This is a genomic window from Legionella beliardensis, assembly GCF_900452395.1.
Lineage (GTDB): Bacteria > Pseudomonadota > Gammaproteobacteria > Legionellales > Legionellaceae > Legionella_C > Legionella_C beliardensis.
This window is the reverse complement of the sequence record NZ_UGNV01000002.1, coordinates 39,435-59,914: the sequence shown is the minus strand read 5'-3', so window position 1 is coordinate 59,914 and position 20,480 is coordinate 39,435. Positions and strand designations below refer to the sequence as shown.

Sequence of the window (20,480 nt, the reverse complement as noted above, 5' to 3'; positions counted from 1 at the left end):
AAAATGAAATAAGCACTCTATTCCTAAACTTCTTACAGCTTCTACTTGAGTATATCCATGTTCATTAACAAGGCTAATTGCGTCTAATTTGAATTCTTCAGAATACTTCTTATTGCTCATTTTTACCTCCAGTTAGAGTTATTACCTCTCCCCTGGGATGTCCTAATCTATTAGGGGTCGTCTCAGAAAACGGAAAATAAAGCACGCTAAGCCGGTGGCAGCGGTCGCAATGGCCTGAACTTCCCCGCACCGACCTTGGCACTGCTGCGCCATAGGTAATCGCCGGTCAAGTTGATATGCTCCCACCCCAGCGGTGACAGATATTGCAGCAACGTGTCGTCCAGCGCCTTGCCGTGGGCACGCAAAGCACTGGTGGCACGCTCCAGATAGACCGTGTTCCACAACACGATGGCCGCCGTCACCAGATTGAGGCCGCTGGCCCGGTAGCGCTGCTGCTCAAAACTGCGGTCGCGGATTTCACCCAATCGGTAGAAGAAGACCGCCCTGGCCAGCGCGTTGCGCGCCTCGCCCTTATTCAGCCCCGCATGGACGCGGCGGCGCAGCTCCACGCTTTGCAGCCAATCCAGAATGAACAGCGTGCGCTCGATGCGCCCCAGCTCGCGCAGGGCGACGGCCAAGCCGTTTTGGCGCGGATAGCTGCCGAGCTTGCGCAGCATCAGCGAGGCCGTCACCGTGCCCTGCTTGATCGAAGTGGCCAGCCGTAGGATTTCATCCCAATGAGCGCGAATAGCCTTGATGTTCAGCCTGTCGCTGCTAATCATCGGCTTGAGTGCATCGTAGGCAGTATCGCCCTTGGGAATGAACAGCTTGGTGTCGCCCAGGTCGCGGATGCGCGGCGCGAACCGGAATCCCAGAAAGTGCATCAGGCCGAACACATGATCGGTGAAGCCCGCCGTGTCGGTGTAGTGTTCCTCGATACGCAAGTCAGACTCGTGGTACAGCAGGCCATCGAGCACATAGGTCGAGTCGCGCAAGCCGACGTTGACCACCTTGGCGCTGAAGGGCGCGTATTGGTCGGAGATATGGGTATAGAACGTCCGCCCAGGGCTACTTCCATACTTCGGATTGATATGCCCGGTGCTCTCTGCCTTGCTGCCGGTTCGGAAGTTCTGGCCGTCCGACGATGACGTGGTGCCGTCGCCCCAGTTTCCGGCGAAGGGTTGTCGAAACTGTGCGTTCACCAGCTCGGCCAGCGCCGTCGAATAGGTTTCGTCGCGAACGTGCCAGGCTTGCAGCCAAGACAGCTTGGCGTAGGTGGTGCCAGGGCAGGACTCGGCCATCTTGGTGAGCCCAAGATTGATACCATCAGCCAGAATCGTCGTCATCAGCAAGGTTTTGTCCTTGGCCGTGTCGCCGGTCTTCAGGTGTGTGAAGTGGCGCGTGAAGCCCGTCCATTCATCGACCTCCATCAGCAACTCGGTGATCTTGAGGTGCGGCAGCAACATCGCCGACTGGTCAATCAAGGCTTGCGCGGCGTCTGGCACCGCTGCGTCCAGCGGCGTGATCTTCAGGCCCGATGCAGTGGTGATGATGGCATCCGGTAAGTCGTTGGTCGCCGCCATGCGGTTGACTGTGGCGAGTTGCGCCTCCAATAATTCCAGTCGGTCATGCAGATATTGGTCGCAGTCGGTGGCCACGGCCAGTGGCAATTCGCTGGCCAGCTTCAGGGTGGCGAACTTCTCGATCGGCACCAGGTATTCGTCGAAGTCCTTGAACTGGCGCGAACCCTGCACCCAAACATCACCAGAGCGCAGTGCGTTCTTCAGCTCCGACAGGGCGCATAACTCGTAGTAACGCCGGTCAATACCCTCGTCGGTCAGAACCAGCTTTGCCCAGCGCGGCTTGATGAATGCGGTTGGCGCATCGGCGGGCACCTTGCGCGCGCTGTCGCTGTTCATGCCGCGCAGCACGTCGATGGCATCGAGCACACCCTTGGCGGTGGGCGCGGCGCGCAGTTTGAGCACGTCCAGGAACTGCGGCGCATAGCGGCGCAGCGTGGCGTAACTCTCGCCGATATGGTGCAGGAAATCAAAATCGGCAGGCCGCGCCAGCGTTTGCGCCTCGGTGACGCTGGCGGCGAAGGTGTCCCACGGCATGACCGCTTCGATGGCGGCGAACGGATCGCCGCCGCTTTGTTTGGCTTCAATCAGCGCCTGACCGATGCGCCCATACATCCGCACCTTGTCGTTGATCGCCTTGCCGGAAGCCTGGAACTGCTGTTGATGCTTGTTCTTGGCCGCATTGAACAGCTTGCCGATGATGCGGTCGTGAAGGTCGATGATTTCATCAGTGACGGTGGCCATGCCCTCGATGGCCAGTGCTACCAAGGTGGCGTAACGCCGCTGCGACTCGAACTTGGCCAGGTCGGCGGGCGTCATCTGGCCGCCCTCGCGGGCGATCTTGAGCAAGCGGTTTTGGTGTACCTGCCGTTCGATGCCAGCAGGTAGGTCAAGCGCCTGCCAGGCTTTGAGGCGTTCGATGTGTTCAAGCATGTGGCGCGAGTTCGGCTTGGCGGGCGATTGGCGCAGCCACGCTAGCCACGTCATTTTGCTACCATCCTTGCGCTTGAGCAGTTCGTCCAGGCGCTGGCGATGGACAGGTATCAAGGAATCGGCCAATGCCGCATGGATGCTCCGGTTGGCACGGGTAATGGCCTCGGCGCTTGCGCGCTCGATGGCATTCATGGCGGGTAGGATGATGCTCTGCCGCCGCAGGTTTTCAACAAGGGTGCTGGCCAGCACAATGCCTTTGTCTGTTTGCAAGGCCAGTTCGGTCAATGTATGCACGGCTTGCCGGTAGTGACTCATGGTGAAGGGCTTGAATCCAAACACCGTTTGCAGCTCGACCAAGTGCTCCCGCCGTGTCTGCTCGCGCTGGCCGTAATCGTTCCAGCTTTCCACCGGCACCTTGAGTTGTGCGGCCACCATGCGCAGCAGGGGCGGAAATGGAGGTTCATCGACGCCCAAGAAGATGCCAGGGAATCGCAAGTAGCAAAGCTGCACGGCGAAGCCCAATCGATTCGCGGCGCCGCGACGCTGACGGATCACCGACAGGTCGGTTTCGTTGAACGTGTAGTGCCGTATCAGTTCGTCTTTGGCATCTGGCAGTGCCAGCAGACTTTCGCGCTCGGTGGCGGACAGGATTGAGCGGCGTGGCATGGTCAGTCTTCCCGCAGGTACTGGTACAAGGTTTCGCGGCTGATGCCGAAGTCACGGGCCACCAAGGTTTTTTGGTCGCCTGCCGCAACTCGCCGTTTCAACTCGGCAATTTGTTCGCTGTTCAGCGATTTCTTTCGTCCCCGGTAGGCACCGCGCTGCTTGGCCAGCACGATTCCCTCGCGCTGACGTTCGCGGATCAGGGCGCGCTCGAACTCAGCAAAGGCTCCCATGACCGACAGCATCAGATTGGCCATCGGTGAGTCCTCGCCGGTGAACGTCAGCCCTTCTTTGACGAACTCCATGCGCACGCCCCGTTGTGTCAGCCCTTGGACGATGCGGCGCAGGTCATCAAGGTTGCGTGCCAACCTGTCCATGCTATGCACCACCACGGTGTCGCCCTCGCGGACGAAGGCCAGCAGCCTTTCAAGTTCGGGACGTTGTGTGTCCTTGCCTGAAGCCTTATCGGTGAATACCTTGCCGACTTCTATTTGTTCCAGTTGTCGATCAGGATTCTGGTCGAAGCTGCTGACGCGGACGTAGCCGATACGTTGACCTTGCAAGATGCCTCCAAAGGTAAAAATGTCAGGATGAAATCTATTACCCTTGGCTGAATGTGTCAATAAATATAAATTCACACTCTACTCTGACGTTGTTTGTGCTCAACATCTGACATCAGGTTAGGGCATAGCTCAAACTGACACTGTTTGCGAGATAGGCAAGCGCCTTGAATCAGCTTCGCCGCGTTGCCCTCTGCCGCGTCGAACGCAGATTGATAGTGAAAGCCACCACAGTGGTGAGCAGAACGACAAACTGCGCTAGGACCGTTTGCCACGACGGATAGATGCCAAGCAAATCGATCCGAGGGATTGCAATCGGACTGGTATGCAGGAGTCCGGCCTCTTGCAGACCCGCAATGCCCTTGCCAGCCAGGATCACCGCGAGCACTGCTACCAGCATAGAACTGGCCGCAAAAAACTGCCCGATCGGCAATCGCGCGCTGGTGCGTAGCAGTACCACTGCAAGTAGCGCCAAAAGCGCCATGCCCGTACCCAGGCCAGCGAGCAGAGGCCATCCATTACCCTCTGTCCAAAGAGCGGCGTAGAACAGTACCGTCTCAAACACCTCGCGGTACACCGCGACGAATGCCAGCGAGAACAAGAACCACGCCGTGCGCTTGTTGAGCGCCGAGGATAGCTTTTCCTTGAGGTAAATCTGCCAGCGACCGGCGACGCTCTTTTGGTGCATCCACATTCCGACGCCGAGCAGGACCACAGCCGCAAACAGTGAAGAAAAGCCTTCCGTCAATTCCCGGCTCGCACCGCTGACGCCGACCAAATAGGTCGCCACGCCCCAAGTGATGCCACCTGCCGCCAGTGCGGCCATCCATCCTGCATGCACATAGACCCCGACATCCCGGCGTTCGGCCTTCTTGAGAAATGCCAGCATGGCGACGACCACTAACAACGCTTCTAAGCCTTCCCGCAGCAAAATAGTCAATGCCCCGATAAAGGCCGCGACGGTATCGTTCTCCGAAGGGGCAAGAACTTTGTCTGCTTCATCGAGCAAGCCGTGTAACTGTTGGTGCGCGGCCTGCACTTCGGCCGGAGTACCGTTTGCCACCAATGCTCGGTAGGACACCATTGCAGCTTCGATCTGCTCGAACAACGGGCGGTTGCGGGTGGCGAGCGCCGGTTCAACGGGCTCGAAACCATCAAGGTAAGCGGACAAGGCCAACTTGGCTGCGGTCGCACGATCCCCGTTTTGCAATGCAACCACGCTCTCGCCAAGCTTGGCCTTGGCTATTGCCGTGCCTTTCGGCTTGTTTGCGTCCAACGCACTCGGGTTAGCGCGAAGATATGCGGTCAGCGCTTTAGCTGAGGGTTCATCCAGCTTGTCCGCCAAGACATGCTCGGAGGTTTGCGTCAATGCTTCCAGATTGGCAACCGTTTGACGGGCTTGCCCATTCGTTTGCCAAAGCTTTGCCCCTGCGGTCTTGTCGCTCTGTACATAGGGCAACGTACCGACAAAGAATGCCAGCGCCCAGCGATCCTCGTCCGATAATGAGCCAAAGCCTTGCATGGCAGTCCCTGGGACGCCGTTGCTGATGATCTGATGTAGTGCGAACAAGCTGCGCTCCCGCGCCCGCAAGTGCTCGGCCAGCGCGGTTGGTTTGGGGTTCAGGGAGGTAGCCAAGGGGCCATCACCGTGCCCTTGCATGCCATGACAGGCCGCGCATTGCGCCTGAAACAACTGCGCACCCCGCGCCAAGTCCGGTACGGCGGCTGGGGCCACCGGGAATGGATACGCTTTTTGCACGGCGCTGGATAGCGCATGCGCCAGTTGCGCCACGATGGCTGGATCAGCTTTATTCGCTACTGCGCGGCGAAGCTCCGTAGCTTGTTGCAGCAAGCGCGCCTTGTCGGTCTTACTCGGTAGCTCGCCCAATTGACGCTCGGCGGTGGCGACGAACTCCTGCATCTCTGCATATTCCGACGCCTTCAGCACCGTGCCATTGGCTACGGCACCGCCGTAATCGACAGCCACATAGTCCAGAAGCTGCCAAATTTGCTTGGCTTTGGTTTCGGTGCTGTCGGCTGCGAGTGCTGGCCCGCTGATAAGCGCATAAGTCGCGAGCAACAGCGCCATCAACCAGCGATAAGGTGCTCGGCAAGGCATAGGAGAGTGTCAGAATAATTTATTGTAAATGATTATAATTCTCAATTGGCTTTGCGTCCACCGCCCTGCCTTGGATCAGCCCGTTTATGATGAGCAAGACCGCCCCTGAGGTGATGGCAACATCAGCGAGATTGAAGGCAGGCCAGTGCGAGTGCCGCCAATGGAAGTCGAGAAAGTCCACGACCTGCCCGCGCAATAGGCGATCCGCGACGTTTCCAAGCGCCCCGCCGAGAATCAGGCTGTATCCCAGTGCTTCAAGGCTTGGCAACCGCTGTTTCAGCATGCGTACCAGCCAAGCCGAGACTGCCAAGCCAAGGACGATGAAGAAGTAGCGTTGCCAACCGCCCGCGCCTGCCAGAAAGCTGAATGCGGCCCCCGGATTCAGTACATGAACGAAATTGAAGAATGGCGTGACTTCGACCTGTTCGCCATAGGCATACGTGCGGACGACGGCGAGCTTGGCGAACTGGTCGGCCATGAAGGCGCACACGGCCACCACATACCAGACCGAGGCCGACGTGTGGCGAGCCGTCTGCCACGTGGGAGCGACAAGCGGTATCAGCCGTCCGGCAAGAACGGTGCTGCCCAATCCTAGACACCAGCCCGCCAGCACATCAGCCGGGAAGTGCATTCCAGCAGCAATGCGCGACCATCCGACCAAGACGGCATAAAGCACCAAACCGACGCGGCCACGGCGACCCATCAAAGGCCAAAGCGCGCCGATAACTAACGCCGAATAGGTAGCATGCCCACTGGGCAGGCTGTAGTGCCGCTCATGCTCACTGATGATGCGCACTAACTCGCCGAAGACGGCGGGCGGACGCGGGAAGTCGAGCCACAGCTTCAAGACAGTGGCGGCCAGCAAGGCCAGCAGGAAGGCGGTGCCAAAAACAATGAGCCGATGCCAAACTGCATCAGCGCGGGCTAAATTGGTTGCTGACTTCGACCACCACCACAGACCCAGCAGCGTCAAGGGCGCTGTCCAGTAATTGCCTACGAGGCTGAAGAACCACACCAGCGGTCCCAGCGCGGCAGGCGTTCCCGCATTGATGACCTGGAACAACGCGACGTTCAGACCATACCAGTCATAGAGAATGAATTTCCAGTTCATCGGCGCAACAGCCTCAAGCCATTGCCCACGACAAGCAAGCTGGCTCCCATGTCGGCAAACACGGCCATCCACATGGTCGCGTGACCAGTGAAGGTGAGTACCAGAAACACCGCTTTAATGCCCAGTGCCAGCACGATGTTTTGCATCAGTACCTGAGCCGTCGCACGTGACAGGCGCACAAAAGTCGGAATCTTGCGCAAGTCATCGTCCATCAGGGCGACGTCCGCCGTCTCAATGGCCGTGTCGGTGCCAGCGGCCCCCATTGCAAATCCGATGTCAGCACGTGCCAACGCCGGGGCATCGTTGATACCGTCGCCGACCATCCCGACCTTGCCAGTCTGCGCCAGTTGTTCGACCTCGCGCAGTTTGTCCTCTGGCAGCAAATTGCCCTGCGCCCGATCAATCCCGGCTTGTGTGGCAATTGCCTGCGCGGTGTGCGGGTTGTCGCCAGTCAGCATCATGGTGTTGATGCCGAGCGCATGCAGCTCGCCGATAGCGCTCCTGCTGCTGTCCTTGATGGTGTCTGCCACCGCGATCAGGGCTTGCGCACGCTTTGTGCTCACCAGGATCACTACAGTTTTGCCTTCGCGCTCCATCGCAGCGATGCGCTGCTCCAATTCAGGTGGACAATGCCCCAGCTCTTCGAGCATCCGATGGTTGCCAAGGTGATAGGTCACACCGTCAATGCTGCCTCGCACGCCACGACCGGGCAGTGCAACGAACTCGGCAACATCGTGTAGCGCAACCCCTTCGGCATGCGCTGCCTGCGCTATGGCTTTGGACACGGGATGGTCAGAGCGAGCCGCGAGACTGGCGGCAATGCTTCGGCTGCTGGCTGGTAGCGCATCGCCCCACGCGACGAAATCGGTTTGCGCAGGTTTGCCGTGCGTGATCGTGCCGGTCTTGTCCAGTGCCAGCCAGCGCAGCTTGCGGCCTTCTTCCAGATAGACGCCACCCTTGATAAGAATGCCGTGCCGCGCCGCCGCCGCCAAGCCGCTAACGATGCTGACCGGTGTGGAGATTACCAGCGCGCACGGGCAGGCGACGACCAGCAAAACCAGCGAGCGGTAAATCCAGTCCAGCCACGCTGCGCCCATGAATAGCGGGGGAATCAGTGCGACCGCAACCGCCACACCGAATACGGTTGGCGTGTACCAGCGTGCAAACTGATCGACAAAGCGTTGAGTAGGTGCGCGGCTACCTTGGGCAGCTTCCACCGCGTGGATAATGCGGGCCAATGTGGAGTTGCTGGCCGTGGCCGTAACGCGATACTCAAACGAGCCGGATTCGTTGATGGTGGCGGCGAACACCAGATCACCAGGCGCTTTTTCAACTGGCAGGCTTTCACCAGTGATCGGCGCTTGGTTGACCGTAGAGCGTCCTTCCAGCACTTCGCCATCGAGGGCGATACGCTCACCCGGCTTGACCCGAACCCGGCTGCCGATGGCGACCTGCTTGGCATCCTCTTCGCGCCACGAACCATCCGGCTGCTGCACCGTGGCTTGTTCCGGGGCAAGGTCGAGCAGGCCACGAATGGCGTTGCGAGCACGGTCCAGCGACTTTGCCTCGATCACTTCAGCGAGTGCAAACAGCACCATCACCATCGCTGCTTCCGGCCAGTGACCGATCAACATGGCGCCCGTGACGGCTATTGACATCAGGGCGTTCATGTTGAGGTTGCGGTTCTTGAGCGCAATCCAGCCCTTCTTGTAGGTGGAAAGGCCGCCCGCGAAGATCGCGACGAGCGCCAGAACAACGACTGACCAATGGTTGCCGTTGTGGAACCAGTAGACGGCTTCCGCAGCCAATGCAGCCGCCAAGGAGATGCCAAGCGGCCCCCAGTTGGTAGATGCGACTGTCGATATCGCCGGCGAGGCGTTGGCTTCCTCCGCATTGAGCACTTGCGCCTCGAAGTTCAGAGATTTCAGCGCGGCCAATACTTCCGGCAGGGTGTGGGCAGCATGGCGCACGGACAGGGTGCGCTGCATCAGGTTGAAATCGAGATTGGTCACCCCGGCTACCGTGGCAAGCTTGTTGCGGATCAGCGCTTCTTCGGTTGGACAATCCATCTTGGCGATGACCAGCTTGGTCGTCTGCTCGTCAGAAGCTTTATCCATGCGCACGGCCTGCATGCCGATGGCCTTCAAGGCTTGCTCAACCGGAGTCAACGATGGCAGTTCATGCCGCACGGCCAAGGTGCGCTGCATCAGGTTGAAGTCAAGCCCGACCACGCCCGGCAGCGCGGCTAGCTTGCTTCGGATCAGCGCCTCTTCCGTGGGGCAATCCATGTTCTCGATGCGGTAGACCGCTTGGGCCGATTCAGCCGTTAGCTGGGCTTGCGCAGGGGGCTGGCTGATCGGCACGGTCGAGCAGCCGCACCCCTTTGAACCGCATTCGCTCATGACAATTCCTTTACGCAGATTTCTGTATTGCTCATTAAAGACCCTATAGCTACTATAGAGTCAAGTTTTAAATGAGGATGAAATATGGAAATCAGGATTGGTGAACTTGCCAAGCGGACAAGGTGCGAGATCGTCACCATCCGCTATTACGAGAAGGAGGGGCTATTGCCAAAGCCAGCGCGCAGCGGCGGCAACTTCCGGCTATACGGTGACGCTCACGTCGAGCGCTTGCAGTTCATCCGCCATTGCCGTTCGCTCGACATGACGCTGGGAGCAATCCAGGCATTGCTGGACCTGCGAGATAACCCGAATCAGGATTGCGGCGAGGTCAATGCGCTACTGGATGGCCATATCCAACAAGTAGAGGCCCGCGTGGAAGCGTTGTTACAGTTGAAGAAACACTTGGCCGTTTTGCGCGAGAGGTGCTCAGGCGCTCGACAGGTAGAAGCATGCGGCATCTTACAAGGGCTGGCAGATTGTTGTAGCCAGGCCGTTTCCGCCTCAAATGCGCCTGTGGCGTGACCTGCCAACTGCATGATCGAGCTTTCGCTTAGCGTGCTTTATTTTCCGTTTTCTGAGGCGACCCCAAGTAGAGAAATCATCCGAAAAACTGTAGAAATAGTAAATATATATATTATTAGCAACTTATTTACTAATAGACAATTGGAAAAAGGTATTATTAATTTATAAAATGTGGAGCGCTATTAACTCAAATTCTTTATAAAAAGGCTTTAAAGAGTTTTAATAAGAAAAACGAGGGATTGAAATAAGAAAACCCTGGATTCTTCACTTATCGCTAAGGAGAGGAATGGCCCAGGGACAGTAATAATATTATAGAGTAAATTTCGTGCAAGAGCAAAATGAATTATTAGACGAGCTATTAATTATCTTTTCAAAGCAACGATTTGAAGGGTATTTGACTAAATCTTTAAATACGACAGAGGCTTTAGTTAACTATTCCTGGAATATTGAGCTTTGTCAGGGGCTTTATCCTTTTATTCAGATATTAGAAATAGCTTTACGCAATAGTCTTCATCAAAGTATTACGGTTTTATTTGATAGGGAAGATTGGTTTGAATTAGATTTTCTAGGTGAATGGGAGAAAGAACAAGTAAAGCAAGCAAAAAAGACGCTCAGTAAAAATAAGAAACCCATTGAGCCTGGTAGAGTTGTTGCCGAGCTATCTTTTGGTTTTTGGACAGCACTATTGGATGTACGTTATGAGCACAGTCAGATTTTGTGGCCAAAATTGTTTAAAACGAGACTTTTTCCTTTCTTAAAGCGGTCACAACGAACACGACATTTTCTTTCTAAAGAATTTACACAAGTACGAAGACTTCGTAATCGAATCTTCCATTACGAACCGATTTGGTACTGGCATGACTTACTTAACCGATATGAACAAATTATTTTTCTAATTAATGCAATATCTAATAAGGCAGCAAACTATTTGAGGCTCTTTGAGGATTTTGAGTATATCCATGGTAATGGGAGAAATAGTTTACAACAAAAAATCGTTAGAGTAATTGAAAATAATCATAAGGAATAAATCATTTGTAAACTTAAAGGTGGATTTAATAGCGCAAGCCAAATAAATATTTTATGACGAAAAGCAGTTGCATTAGTGGGTTGAATCCGCGCCCCACCCGCTATAATAAGTCTGATAATAAAATTAACCAGACCTAATTATATAAGTCTTCATTAAATAAAATAGTCTCACCAGTGGCGAGACTATTTTATTCATCCTCGGATAACAGTTCGTGTAATTTTTCTTGCAACAATTTTTTATCAGGAAGTTGAATTTGGTACTCTGCAATCAAGGCGGGTGATAGAGTTCTGTTTAATGAAAATTCTACAACCTCCTTATCTTTACTCGCACATAACAATAATCCTATAGAAGGATTCTCATGTGATTTTTTCACCGTTTTATCCAATCCTTCTAGGTAGAATGATAGCTTTCCTAAGTATTCAGGTTCAAACCGCCCTACTTTTAATTCTACAGCTACTAAGCAATTTAAACCTCGATGAAAAAATAACAAATCAATTAAAAAATCTCTTCCACCTACTTGTAGTGGATACTCTGTTCCCACAAAGCAAAAATCCTTACCTAGTTCAATTAGAAAGTTTTTGAGTTTCGTTAATAAGCCTCTATGAAGATCTATTTCTCCATGATCATCCTGAAGACCTAAAAATTCAATCATATAGGTATCTTTGAACGAATTTTTTGCTTCTGGGTGGGATTGCTCTAAAGCTCCTGAAATTTGAACAGGATTTAACAAGGATCTTTCATAAAGTGCGGATTTAAATTGCCGCTCTAATTCTCTTTTACTCCATTGTTCTTGAAGGCATTTATGAAGATAAAATTCTCGTTCTTCCCTTGTTTTACTCTGATTGATAATTATTAAATTATGGGTCCAAGGTAATTGTCTCACCAGTGGTGAGACAATTTGATCATTATGATAGGTTTCATAAAATTGTTTCATTCTAAAAAGGTTAGGTCTTGTGAAACCTCTAATACCGGGTTGAGTCCGGGATATATAGCTTGCCAGATGTTCTACAACTCCTTCACCCCATTCAGCAACTGAAATTTTTTGACTAATGTACTCACCAATACGCCAATATAAATCAATTAATACAGTGTTAACCGCTTGATAAGCCTTATTTTTTGAAGAGGTAATTAAATTAACAATGTCTTCAAAATTTTGCTCATGAATTTGTACGGATTGTATTTTACCCATCTTAAACCTTATTTCATAATATCTCGTAATTTTCTCATATGATTACACTCCAATACAGCTTAATCTAAAGGTTTAAAAAACGGTGATTTATTAACTATTAGAAACATTTTATAATTATCAGAAACATGAGGTTTTGGGATATTCAGTAGAAACATTCCCCTTAGCTATATTTTAATCTGCTATTACATAAATCGTACATTTTTACTGCATATTATTTGCCGATCTTCTATACGAGCATAATTAATAGTTGGAAACATATAGATAAAACTATCTTCGGCAATAAGATCAATAATTAAATCAAGATGTTCATTAGAGGATTTTTCTGCGCACAAATTAACTGCAAATTCATTTATTAATCCAGCCAATAAATCTGCTATTTGCAAGGCAGCATAATTTTCTGAATTTTTAAATTCAAAATTATGTATTGGTAAGTAATCAGGATAAATATAAAAGCACTTATCTCGCACTTTTGACTTTAATATCCTTTGTTTCTCCTCTGGATTACCTTTTAAGCTAGTAATAATCCAATCTCTTTTTTTTAATACCCAGGAATCATCATGGACTACATCAAAATTTTTACCATCAAAAAAATATGTCCAATGATTTAGTAGCTGATATACGCAGGGTAAAGTTGTATCTAACCAGGAAGGTTGGGCAGGCTCATTTTGAATTGAGTTGCCATTAATTAGTTTTACACAGTCTTCAAGAGTCGTATTTAAAATCCAGCGATAAATTAAGGCTGCCTGCTCACAGTCGTCTTTTAAAATTTTAATATGTTCAATTAAAGATTCATACCCTTCCTTCGAGCCCCTTTCCATAAAGAATGAGTACAGCTCAATTAATTTAAATATATAGCCTAGGCCTGCTATTCTAACAAAATGAAACCATAAATCCTGCATCCTAAAAAAGAGCCAATCTGGGTCGCCTGTAATATAAGATTTATTAGGAAATTTTTTCTCATAGGCACTATCATGAAAAAATGTTAGAAAAGAGTGGAATAAAAAAAGAGGTTTATATACTGAATACACTTTAAAACTAGAGTCCTCACTTTCACTTAACTCAGTCAGTACCTTATAGCATTTATTAACACGTCCTTTTTTTTCCAAGGTTTGAGTATTTAACTTCTTTAGATTGATTTCGAAAAAAGTTTCTTTCCAGAATTTTTTTGCAAGTATTTTCTGAAAAATTATGTGAAGCAAATGTAATACAAGGCTGCTTCTTATCTCTGAATCCCTGCTCGGTATTACCTGACTCATCAAAATATACGACATTTATACATTTACTTTTTATCACTCGTTGTATTTCCTTATTGAGCTAGCCTTACTTTGTAACTTTATTACAATAATAAATTTTGTGCTCTTGCCGTCTGAATTTTAGTTTCACTCCCCTATCAAAACAGGTAAATCGTATCTTTTAACAGTAGGCCGTTTCATATCCTGTACCAATATACGGAATTAACTGGTTGATATATTTAGTGTAGTCCTTCCTGCGCCAACCATTTTGCAAATAGCATGAATTAAATGTGTTTTAGTAGTATACAGTGTGTCTGCCAATTCTATTGTCCATTATAAATTTTTTCTGGCCTGCCTTTTTTAATTTTTTTGTTCAGTAAGTCTAAAAAATTAATTTAAAATAAACTTTGATTAATATACAGAGTTTATGGACTGAATTTAAGTTGAAATTTGCTATTTTAGGTAGACTAGTTGATGCGTCCGGAAACCCATCCTTTTATGGCGTTGCGGTGTATGAAAATGTTTAATTTTAAGGTAAGCCTATCTAAGGCTAATGATTAGATTTAAAATTTAAATTAACCTAATAATAGGTCTAGCACCATGGCAAACCTATCCATGAATTTTTAATAATCAATTAGCTCCTCATGGTTTTATTTTTGGCTATTACTAATTATATGATGAGGTGATTATCTCATCATATAAGGATTACTATACGAATAGATTGCAATTTAATACCTAAAATTAAAATTTGCTGTGTGGGTAATACCTAATAACTGATCATGAATTCTACGCTTAGATTCATCAACCAAAATTTCCTTAGCATTATTAATTTTTTGAAATTCTTCTGGTGCTTCGAGAGATTTATTTCTGTCAGGATGATACTTAAGGCTTAATTTTTTGTATTGCTTTTCAATATCACTCTTATTTGAGTTTTGATCAATGCCTAATACTTCATAACAACTTCCATATTTATCAATAAATACCTCTATTGGACTTATTGGTTGCTTTCTTTTATTTTGCTCAGGAAAAATAAATTCTTCTTTCAAATTTGATCTAAAAAATTTCATAAACTCTTCTTGATCTTTTTTGGGATCTCTTGTTGATTCAAATTCCAGCATATTTCTAATGAAAATTAAATCCTTTTGAGCATTGGAAAGAGAAATGGTAGGCACATCTTTGTTTTTCCCAAAGGAAAAGAAGCGTATACTATAATTAAACCAATTAGTTACAGTATTTACTCTCTGATCACCAAACAAAACATGATTAATTGCCATATCAATTAATTTGAATTTTTCATCAAAACTTATTTTCATTTTCCTTAAAGAAAAATTTATATTTTCAGTAATGGATTTAAAAATTGATACATGCTTATTTTCATCTAAATTTTGTTGATAAAGATGATTAAGTTGATCTTCTAAGGACGCCTTATCAAATTCTTCAGTAAGAAAATTAATGTAAAAAGGGGAAATTTGTATATTTTCAAGTATAGCGAGTCCAAACTCTGTCCCTCGCATAGAAGCGCTATTTAATTTGGCATGTGATAAATCCGTTCTTAATAAAAGGGCGCGATCTAAATTCGCACCTTCTAAATTGGAGTGGGTTAAATTAGTATCAGTTAAATCGACATCATTAAGATTAGCTGATCCAAAATCGGAATTTCTCAAGTCTAGTCCTGATAAATTAAGATAGCCCTTAAAATTTTCATTGTACTGATGTCTAAAAATACTAAACGATTTATGTTCTGTAAAAAAAATATTTTGTGAATAATTTATGGCTTTTAAAATAGCAATAGCTGCTTCTATACCAGTTAAAATAGTATTTTTAGTTAAATCATGACCAATGTAGTTACAAAATAAATCAAAATCGCCTTCTAATAAAGGTTTTAAGTTTGTTCCTTCCTTTTCTAAATCATTATTAATTTTTAGATAAACATTTAAGATGGCACTTTTTAAAATGTTTATATCGATTTTTTTAGTGTCTTCTGCTTTACGAGTAAGCGTTAGACAAATAATATCTTCGTCATCAAGCTCAGATATGTCTACCGAAGTTAATTTTTCATACATATCACTTGCGCGAAATTTTGTTAGAAATCCTTGAGCTTCTGATAATGAATGATTTCCTAAGGAATAAATTTTAGCCCGTGTAATTTCATCAAGAATATTCTGTTCTAGCATACTTTCCTACTAATCTTTTAATGTTATTAACTTACTCTATCGAGTTAGTATATCGTATAAACATTTTTCTAATTCAGAATAAAATGAAGAAGTTTAAAATATAAATAGGTCGTAAGATAGATTTTATCTCCCCTCTTGTTGTTTGTTACTTTGCCGTACCAAAGAATGATTTGAGATTTTCGTTTATTGTTATCGGAGTTTAAATGAGTTCTAGAAAGAAGTTGTAAGTCTAATTAACGTACTAACCAAATTTATTTACCTGGGAAACAGCTACATTACTATCTTATTTTATAAAAAGTGCTTTTTCTTTTTTCTATCTCTACAATAACAGTTTTGAAAAAGGATTTAATCATGGCAATTACTATTAGTGTAATCAGAGCAGCGCTTCAAAAATATGATAATGAGACGGGCCCGGTCAGTTATTATGGGTCATCTCTGTGGGGCGAACGAGATGGCGTTAGTGAGCTTCGACAATTTCTTACTACTTTACCTTTAGAAGACCGAGAATTATTACGGCAGGAAACAATATCACTTGCCGAAATTCTTATTAAGGTAAAGTCTATTAATAAACCTCGCCATGATGCGCTTTTCAAAGGATTAAAAGAACAGTTTAGTTTAGAAAAATTGCAGGCATTTAAAAGATTAAATGATAATAATCTCGTAGATTTATATTTTGATAAAGTCTTTCATCATGTCAATCCTGTCAGTGCCGCAAGAGCAATTACGCATTTTAGAAAAATGTCTAAAAAAGACATTGACGTTAATCTCAAAGAGCAAACATTACCAGAATTGCTCTTACAAGAAGACCCTTATAAAACGATAAAATCAAAAACTTCGATTGCGAGAGCGCTAAGCTATCTAGAAAAATGTAATTTAAATACGCCAGACAACAACAAGAAAATTCAGGAACAACCAATACCTATTCAGAAAGCACTTAGAAAGTGTATAAATAATAATATCTTAATTGATCAAAAAATTTTGTCACTTATTGAAAAGAGTAAAGAGCCAATAGATATGGCTAGTGCTCTCATAGAGCTTTTTCAATATAAGAATAACGAACATAGGATTACCATCTTAGAAGAAGCAAAAACCTGTATTGATCCTAAATTTATCAGAGGTGCACTCATTTTATTATCTAATAAGAAAAATCCATGTGATAAAGATACTCTACAACTCCTAAAGCAAGCTGAAGATCCCTGTGTAGCTGCAAAATTAATTGTTTTAGAAGAGATGAAATCTGAAATTAACAACCTAAATAAGATTACCTACTCCGCTTTAAGAGGCGTGTTATTTATTCAGGGTAAAGCTATTAGAGCGCCTGAAACTTTAATTCAAGAGGCAGAAGATAAATTAAAAGAAAGTTTTAAACATCATTAAGTATAAGAAATGTCATTACTATAAATTGATAGCAGGTTATTGAATGAGTCTGACAAATTTCTAGTCAAACTTGTCTTTAAAATACCGCCTTAAGATTTTTTTGGATAATGAACCTCCCCGTGGCAAGCCACGGGGAGGTTCATTCTTTTATTTGAAATTATACTAAAGAGCTTAGTAAGGCGTATTTAGCTAAAACTTCTATTTCAGCTATGTTCATCTTAATTAATGATTTTCTTTAAGCCAATTTATTTACACCTACTCTCAGACAAATCTATTCGGTTAATTATCAAACTCTTGGAATGTAAATCATAGACGGCATGCTTAACACTAAAAAATTTATTAGTGCCAATATAAGCGTCATAAAATTTTAATTTAATTTGTTTTAGATAATGCTTTTTCAAGAATGAGTTCGAAAACTCATCCTTTTATAAATATTATATGTCATATTTTTTACATAGAAATAATACATTAATTCAAATATTATTTAATTTTTAATTAAGCGATAATACTTAAATGTTTTTTTCAAAAGTGAAAATTATAACTCGATTAGAATTTGAAATTGGTACTTGTAGCCGAATGGGAAGTGGTGCACCTCACTCTATTGAACATAAAAGTTATGATTCTTTAAAAGAAGAGATAATAAATGTTCACAAGGAATTTTGTAGCCTTATTGAAAAATGTTATAACGAAACGAAAAAAGATTATATTGAAATGGGCGAAGATGCCTATGAATATAATGGTATAAGGGTTCTATATATAATTAAAGGAACATTAAACGAAATTAGTTTAGATGAAAAAATAGATAGCATCGAAGGCTTCTTTAATTTTGCTGAAAAATATTTTCAAGTACCTAGAGACAAAGATGTTGATATGTTATTAGAGTGTGGGAAATATAACGAGGAAAAATTTCTACTATTCTATCCAAACAATGAAGCATTAGAAAAATTAAACTACTGTTCAATAATTTAAGGCCCTATCTTTGTTTAAAAAATTAACTTTACTTTAAAATTAACTTTTAAAGTTGTTAATATAAACATTTAACTTAAGGTATTTAATTCATGTCAGATAAGGCTCGAGGGACCGTAAAGTGGTTTAAGGAAGAAAAAGGTTTTGGTTTTATTGAAGCAATGGCAAAGATTACTTTGCCCACTTTAGCGCTATTCTAAACAGTGGTTTTAAAACGCTTTCAGAAGGTGCCGAAGTTTTATTTAAACCTTCGCAAGGTCAGAAAGGACCGCAAGCTGAAGACGTTGAGGTTATCTAATTTAATGGCAATCCTTCGCCTTAATATTTAGAACCATTAAAGCGCTTGCCTTGTATTTTAAATATCAGATTGATTTAATTTATCATGATATTACTTATATTGTTACATATATGAGTAATATCTAGTTTTGAAGTTTAAGTAGGAACTATCTTATAAAATAGTTAGACGTTATAAGTTGCTAGTGTTAGTTTAAATTGAAATTGAACGAAATTTGAATATAAGTATCATTAGTCAAATTATTAAACGGTTTATTTAAATGTCTATACTCTTTCGCACCTTAAATTTTACTTCCATTTTGTTTCTTTCTTTTTCTGTCTTTAGCGAACCGCCTAAAACCTTTACACAAGCCAAAAAACAGATACGGGTACTATTTGCTCTTCAACGCGAAACATTATATTGCCGTTGTCAATTTGATGCTCGCTTACGTGTTGATTTAGCAAGTTGTAATATGCAATCTGCGGCAAGTTTTAAACGAGCGCTCCGTGTCGAGGCTGAACATATGATGCCAGCTGAAAATTTTGGCAATCACTTTGCCTGCTGGCGAGAGCCCCTGTGTATTAAGAAAAATGGGAAACGGTACAAAGGGAGGAAGTGTTGTGAAAAGTCTGATAAACAATTTAGGCAAGCAGAAGCGGAGCTTTATAATTTGTGGCCTGCTGTAGGCCTGGTTAATCAAGCCCGCTCTAATTATCGCTATAGTATGATAGAAAACCATACCCTCTTTTATGGTTGCCCTATAACGATTGATAAAGCTTTTAGGCGTGTAGAGCCGGCAGATTATGCCAAGGGTATTGTGGCGCGAGCCAATCTTTTTATGTCCGAAAAATATGGTATTGCATTAAGTGAAGCCCAACGAAACCTATTTATGGCTTGGGATAAACAATTTCCGCCCGAGGCAAATGAAAAATGGTGGGCTGCAGCCGTTGCTAAAATGGAAGGCTATCCTAATCCTTACATTACTACCCATGATTTAAAAACAACTTGTTCTTTATCAAAATAAATTTTGAAAACTCTTGCGGAGCGTAACAACCTGCGAGCTAAGTGAAGCTTGAGTCGGGGCATGTGGGTAACAAACACAATTCCTTTTTAACGATAATATTAAATTGAGATGCGCTTATAAATAATCAGTCAGTGCCTGGCCTATTAATCGCAATTCGAGGAGCTTTCCAAACCATTGAGCCTCTTCTAAATTAATTTTTAACAGTAAAGAGTCTTGCCCGGTTCCTTGGTATTTAATAAAAAAATTATCTTTTTCCTTATGGATTTTATTAAGGATAAGCCCGTACTTTTTGAAATAAACTAAGCCATAAGTTGCATCGTTAAAAGAAGCGTTTTTTGCAAGAATAGCTAAGCTTTGATTAGGCCACGGGCTATGACAAAATTTTTTATAAATATGAAATGCAAAACTCTCGTTGGGATAAGCACCATAGACACCCTCCTCTCTCACTGGCTGCTCATGAAAACTTAAGGTTTCTTGATTCCAGCTAAGAATGGGTAGGTTTATTATTTGTATTAAGGGTTGATTGGCTATGTCGGATTCTAATAAAGCAAGAATGGAAATATTAAAAAATTGCGCTAATTTCTTTATCAGTAAGGCTCTAGGTTTTTTAGTTTTACCTGATAACAGATGATGTAATGTAGGTTGAGGAATATTGGCTAACCTCGATAAACCCATCGCATTAAGATTATGTTGGAGCATTAAGCTATTTAAATTTTTTACTAATGTACCGTTTGTCATCAAATCAATTGGCTATAGAGTTGAATAATGCTGCGCTGTACTAAATAAGACGCACTTTTGCAAAAAGTATAAAAACAGCTGTTAAAGCTCCTTTAGTTAAAAATAGAATACCTGAAGCTAAATCAATAATTTAACAAATTAATTAAATATAATATTTATTATAAATATTTTAATTTCTAACCTTAATAAAGCATCTGACTTATTAAACTAAAATAAGCTTACTTTGACAAGGTCAACAGAAGCGCAGAAATTTGACAAAATACCCTACCGGGTATATACCTATAGGGGTATATTGGAGAAATCGCATGTCAAACCATCCAGAGCACCATAACGAATTATCACGCATCAATCGCGCCATTGGTCAACTTGAAGGCATTAAGCGCATGATTGAGGAGAATCGCTATTGCGTGGATATCTTAGCGCAATTACGTGCTAGCCGTAATGCTTTAAAAACCATTGAGCTTAGCGTGCTTGAACACCATGTTTTAAGCTGTTTAAAGGAAGCCGCATGTCATGGCACTCAAGAGGAAATGCAAGAAAAAATGGATGAGATTATGATGCTTCTTAAAAAATATGATTGAGGTGAGTT

The 20,480-nt window shown here is 45.0% G+C and carries 15 protein-coding genes and 2 pseudogenes; 7 read left to right on the top strand and 10 right to left on the bottom strand.

Annotation, left to right across the window (positions count from 1 at the left end; translation table 11 throughout):
• Positions 1-18 precede the first annotated feature (18 nt).
• The 6 genes and pseudogenes from DYE47_RS16285 to DYE47_RS14295 all read right to left on the bottom strand — a co-directional run.
• Positions 19-120: pseudogene (locus DYE47_RS16285) on the bottom strand (transposase); the annotation flags it as partial.
• An 86-nt stretch (positions 121-206) separates the two neighbouring features.
• Positions 207-3,179: a Tn3 family transposase gene (locus DYE47_RS14315; RefSeq protein ID WP_105731065.1), complete on the bottom strand. Its 2,973-nt coding sequence runs from the start codon at positions 3,177-3,179 to the stop codon at positions 207-209.
• A gap of 2 nt (positions 3,180-3,181) precedes the next feature.
• Entirely contained in the window at positions 3,182-3,739 is a 558-nt protein-coding gene (locus DYE47_RS14310) for a recombinase family protein (protein WP_001162010.1), read from the bottom strand.
• 169 nt (positions 3,740-3,908) lie between these two features.
• Entirely contained in the window at positions 3,909-5,825 is a 1,917-nt protein-coding gene (locus DYE47_RS14305; protein ID WP_112220629.1) for a cytochrome c/FTR1 family iron permease, read from the bottom strand.
• Positions 5,826-5,874: 49 nt separating this feature from the next.
• Positions 5,875-6,966 carry a signal peptidase II gene (gene lspA / locus DYE47_RS14300; RefSeq protein ID WP_003052308.1) on the bottom strand — a complete coding sequence of 364 codons (1,092 nt, stop codon included), beginning with the start codon at positions 6,964-6,966 and terminating at the stop codon, positions 5,875-5,877.
• Positions 6,963-9,368 (bottom strand): heavy metal translocating P-type ATPase, encoded by a 2,406-nt coding sequence (locus DYE47_RS14295; protein ID WP_058523796.1) that lies wholly within the window; start codon positions 9,366-9,368, stop codon positions 6,963-6,965. The genes lspA and DYE47_RS14295 overlap by 4 nt, the downstream gene beginning before the upstream one ends.
• A gap of 84 nt (positions 9,369-9,452) precedes the next feature.
• Here DYE47_RS14295 and cadR point away from each other — a divergent pair, with 84 nt between their 5' ends.
• Positions 9,453-9,890: a Cd(II)/Pb(II)-responsive transcriptional regulator gene (cadR, locus tag DYE47_RS14290; RefSeq protein ID WP_003052301.1), complete on the top strand. Its 438-nt coding sequence runs from the start codon at positions 9,453-9,455 to the stop codon at positions 9,888-9,890.
• Between the two features lie 325 nt (positions 9,891-10,215).
• Positions 10,216-10,917, top strand: coding sequence for a hypothetical protein (locus DYE47_RS14285; protein ID WP_115304140.1), 702 nt, complete (start codon positions 10,216-10,218; stop codon positions 10,915-10,917).
• Positions 10,918-11,104: 187 nt separating this feature from the next.
• On the opposite strand, the gene DYE47_RS14280 is transcribed toward DYE47_RS14285, so the two are convergent.
• The 3 genes from DYE47_RS14280 to DYE47_RS14270 all read right to left on the bottom strand — a co-directional run bounded on the left by DYE47_RS14280 (position 11,105) and on the right by DYE47_RS14270 (position 15,512).
• Positions 11,105-12,106 carry a PDDEXK nuclease domain-containing protein gene (locus DYE47_RS14280; protein ID WP_115304139.1) on the bottom strand — a complete coding sequence of 334 codons (1,002 nt, stop codon included), beginning with the start codon at positions 12,104-12,106 and terminating at the stop codon, positions 11,105-11,107.
• 182 nt (positions 12,107-12,288) lie between these two features.
• Positions 12,289-13,134 carry a DUF3800 domain-containing protein gene (locus DYE47_RS14275; RefSeq protein WP_147285934.1) on the bottom strand — a complete coding sequence of 282 codons (846 nt, stop codon included), beginning with the start codon at positions 13,132-13,134 and terminating at the stop codon, positions 12,289-12,291.
• Between the two features lie 932 nt (positions 13,135-14,066).
• A complete protein-coding gene (locus tag DYE47_RS14270) occupies positions 14,067-15,512 on the bottom strand; it encodes a DnaJ domain-containing protein (protein WP_115304137.1) in 1,446 nt (481 codons plus the stop codon).
• Between the two features lie 351 nt (positions 15,513-15,863).
• On the opposite strand from DYE47_RS14270, the gene DYE47_RS14265 reads away from it, so the two are divergent.
• The 4 genes and pseudogenes from DYE47_RS14265 to DYE47_RS14250 all read left to right on the top strand — a co-directional run bounded on the left by DYE47_RS14265 (position 15,864) and on the right by DYE47_RS14250 (position 19,153).
• Positions 15,864-16,889: a hypothetical protein gene (locus DYE47_RS14265; protein ID WP_115304136.1), complete on the top strand. Its 1,026-nt coding sequence runs from the start codon at positions 15,864-15,866 to the stop codon at positions 16,887-16,889.
• A gap of 513 nt (positions 16,890-17,402) precedes the next feature.
• On the top strand, positions 17,403-17,858 hold the full coding sequence (locus DYE47_RS14260; protein ID WP_115304135.1) for a hypothetical protein: 456 nt from the start codon (positions 17,403-17,405) through the stop codon (positions 17,856-17,858).
• 89 nt (positions 17,859-17,947) lie between these two features.
• A pseudogene (locus DYE47_RS14255) lies at positions 17,948-18,153 on the top strand (cold-shock protein).
• 256 nt (positions 18,154-18,409) lie between these two features.
• Positions 18,410-19,153 carry an endonuclease gene (locus tag DYE47_RS14250; RefSeq protein ID WP_115304134.1) on the top strand — a complete coding sequence of 248 codons (744 nt, stop codon included), beginning with the start codon at positions 18,410-18,412 and terminating at the stop codon, positions 19,151-19,153.
• A 114-nt stretch (positions 19,154-19,267) separates the two neighbouring features.
• On the opposite strand, the gene DYE47_RS14245 is transcribed toward DYE47_RS14250, so the two are convergent.
• A complete protein-coding gene (locus DYE47_RS14245; RefSeq protein WP_115304133.1) occupies positions 19,268-19,891 on the bottom strand; it encodes a helix-turn-helix domain-containing protein in 624 nt (207 codons plus the stop codon).
• Positions 19,892-20,196: 305 nt separating this feature from the next.
• On the opposite strand from DYE47_RS14245, the gene DYE47_RS14240 reads away from it, so the two are divergent.
• A complete protein-coding gene (locus tag DYE47_RS14240; RefSeq protein WP_115304132.1) occupies positions 20,197-20,472 on the top strand; it encodes a metal-sensitive transcriptional regulator in 276 nt (91 codons plus the stop codon).
• The last annotated feature ends 8 nt before the right edge of the window (positions 20,473-20,480 follow it).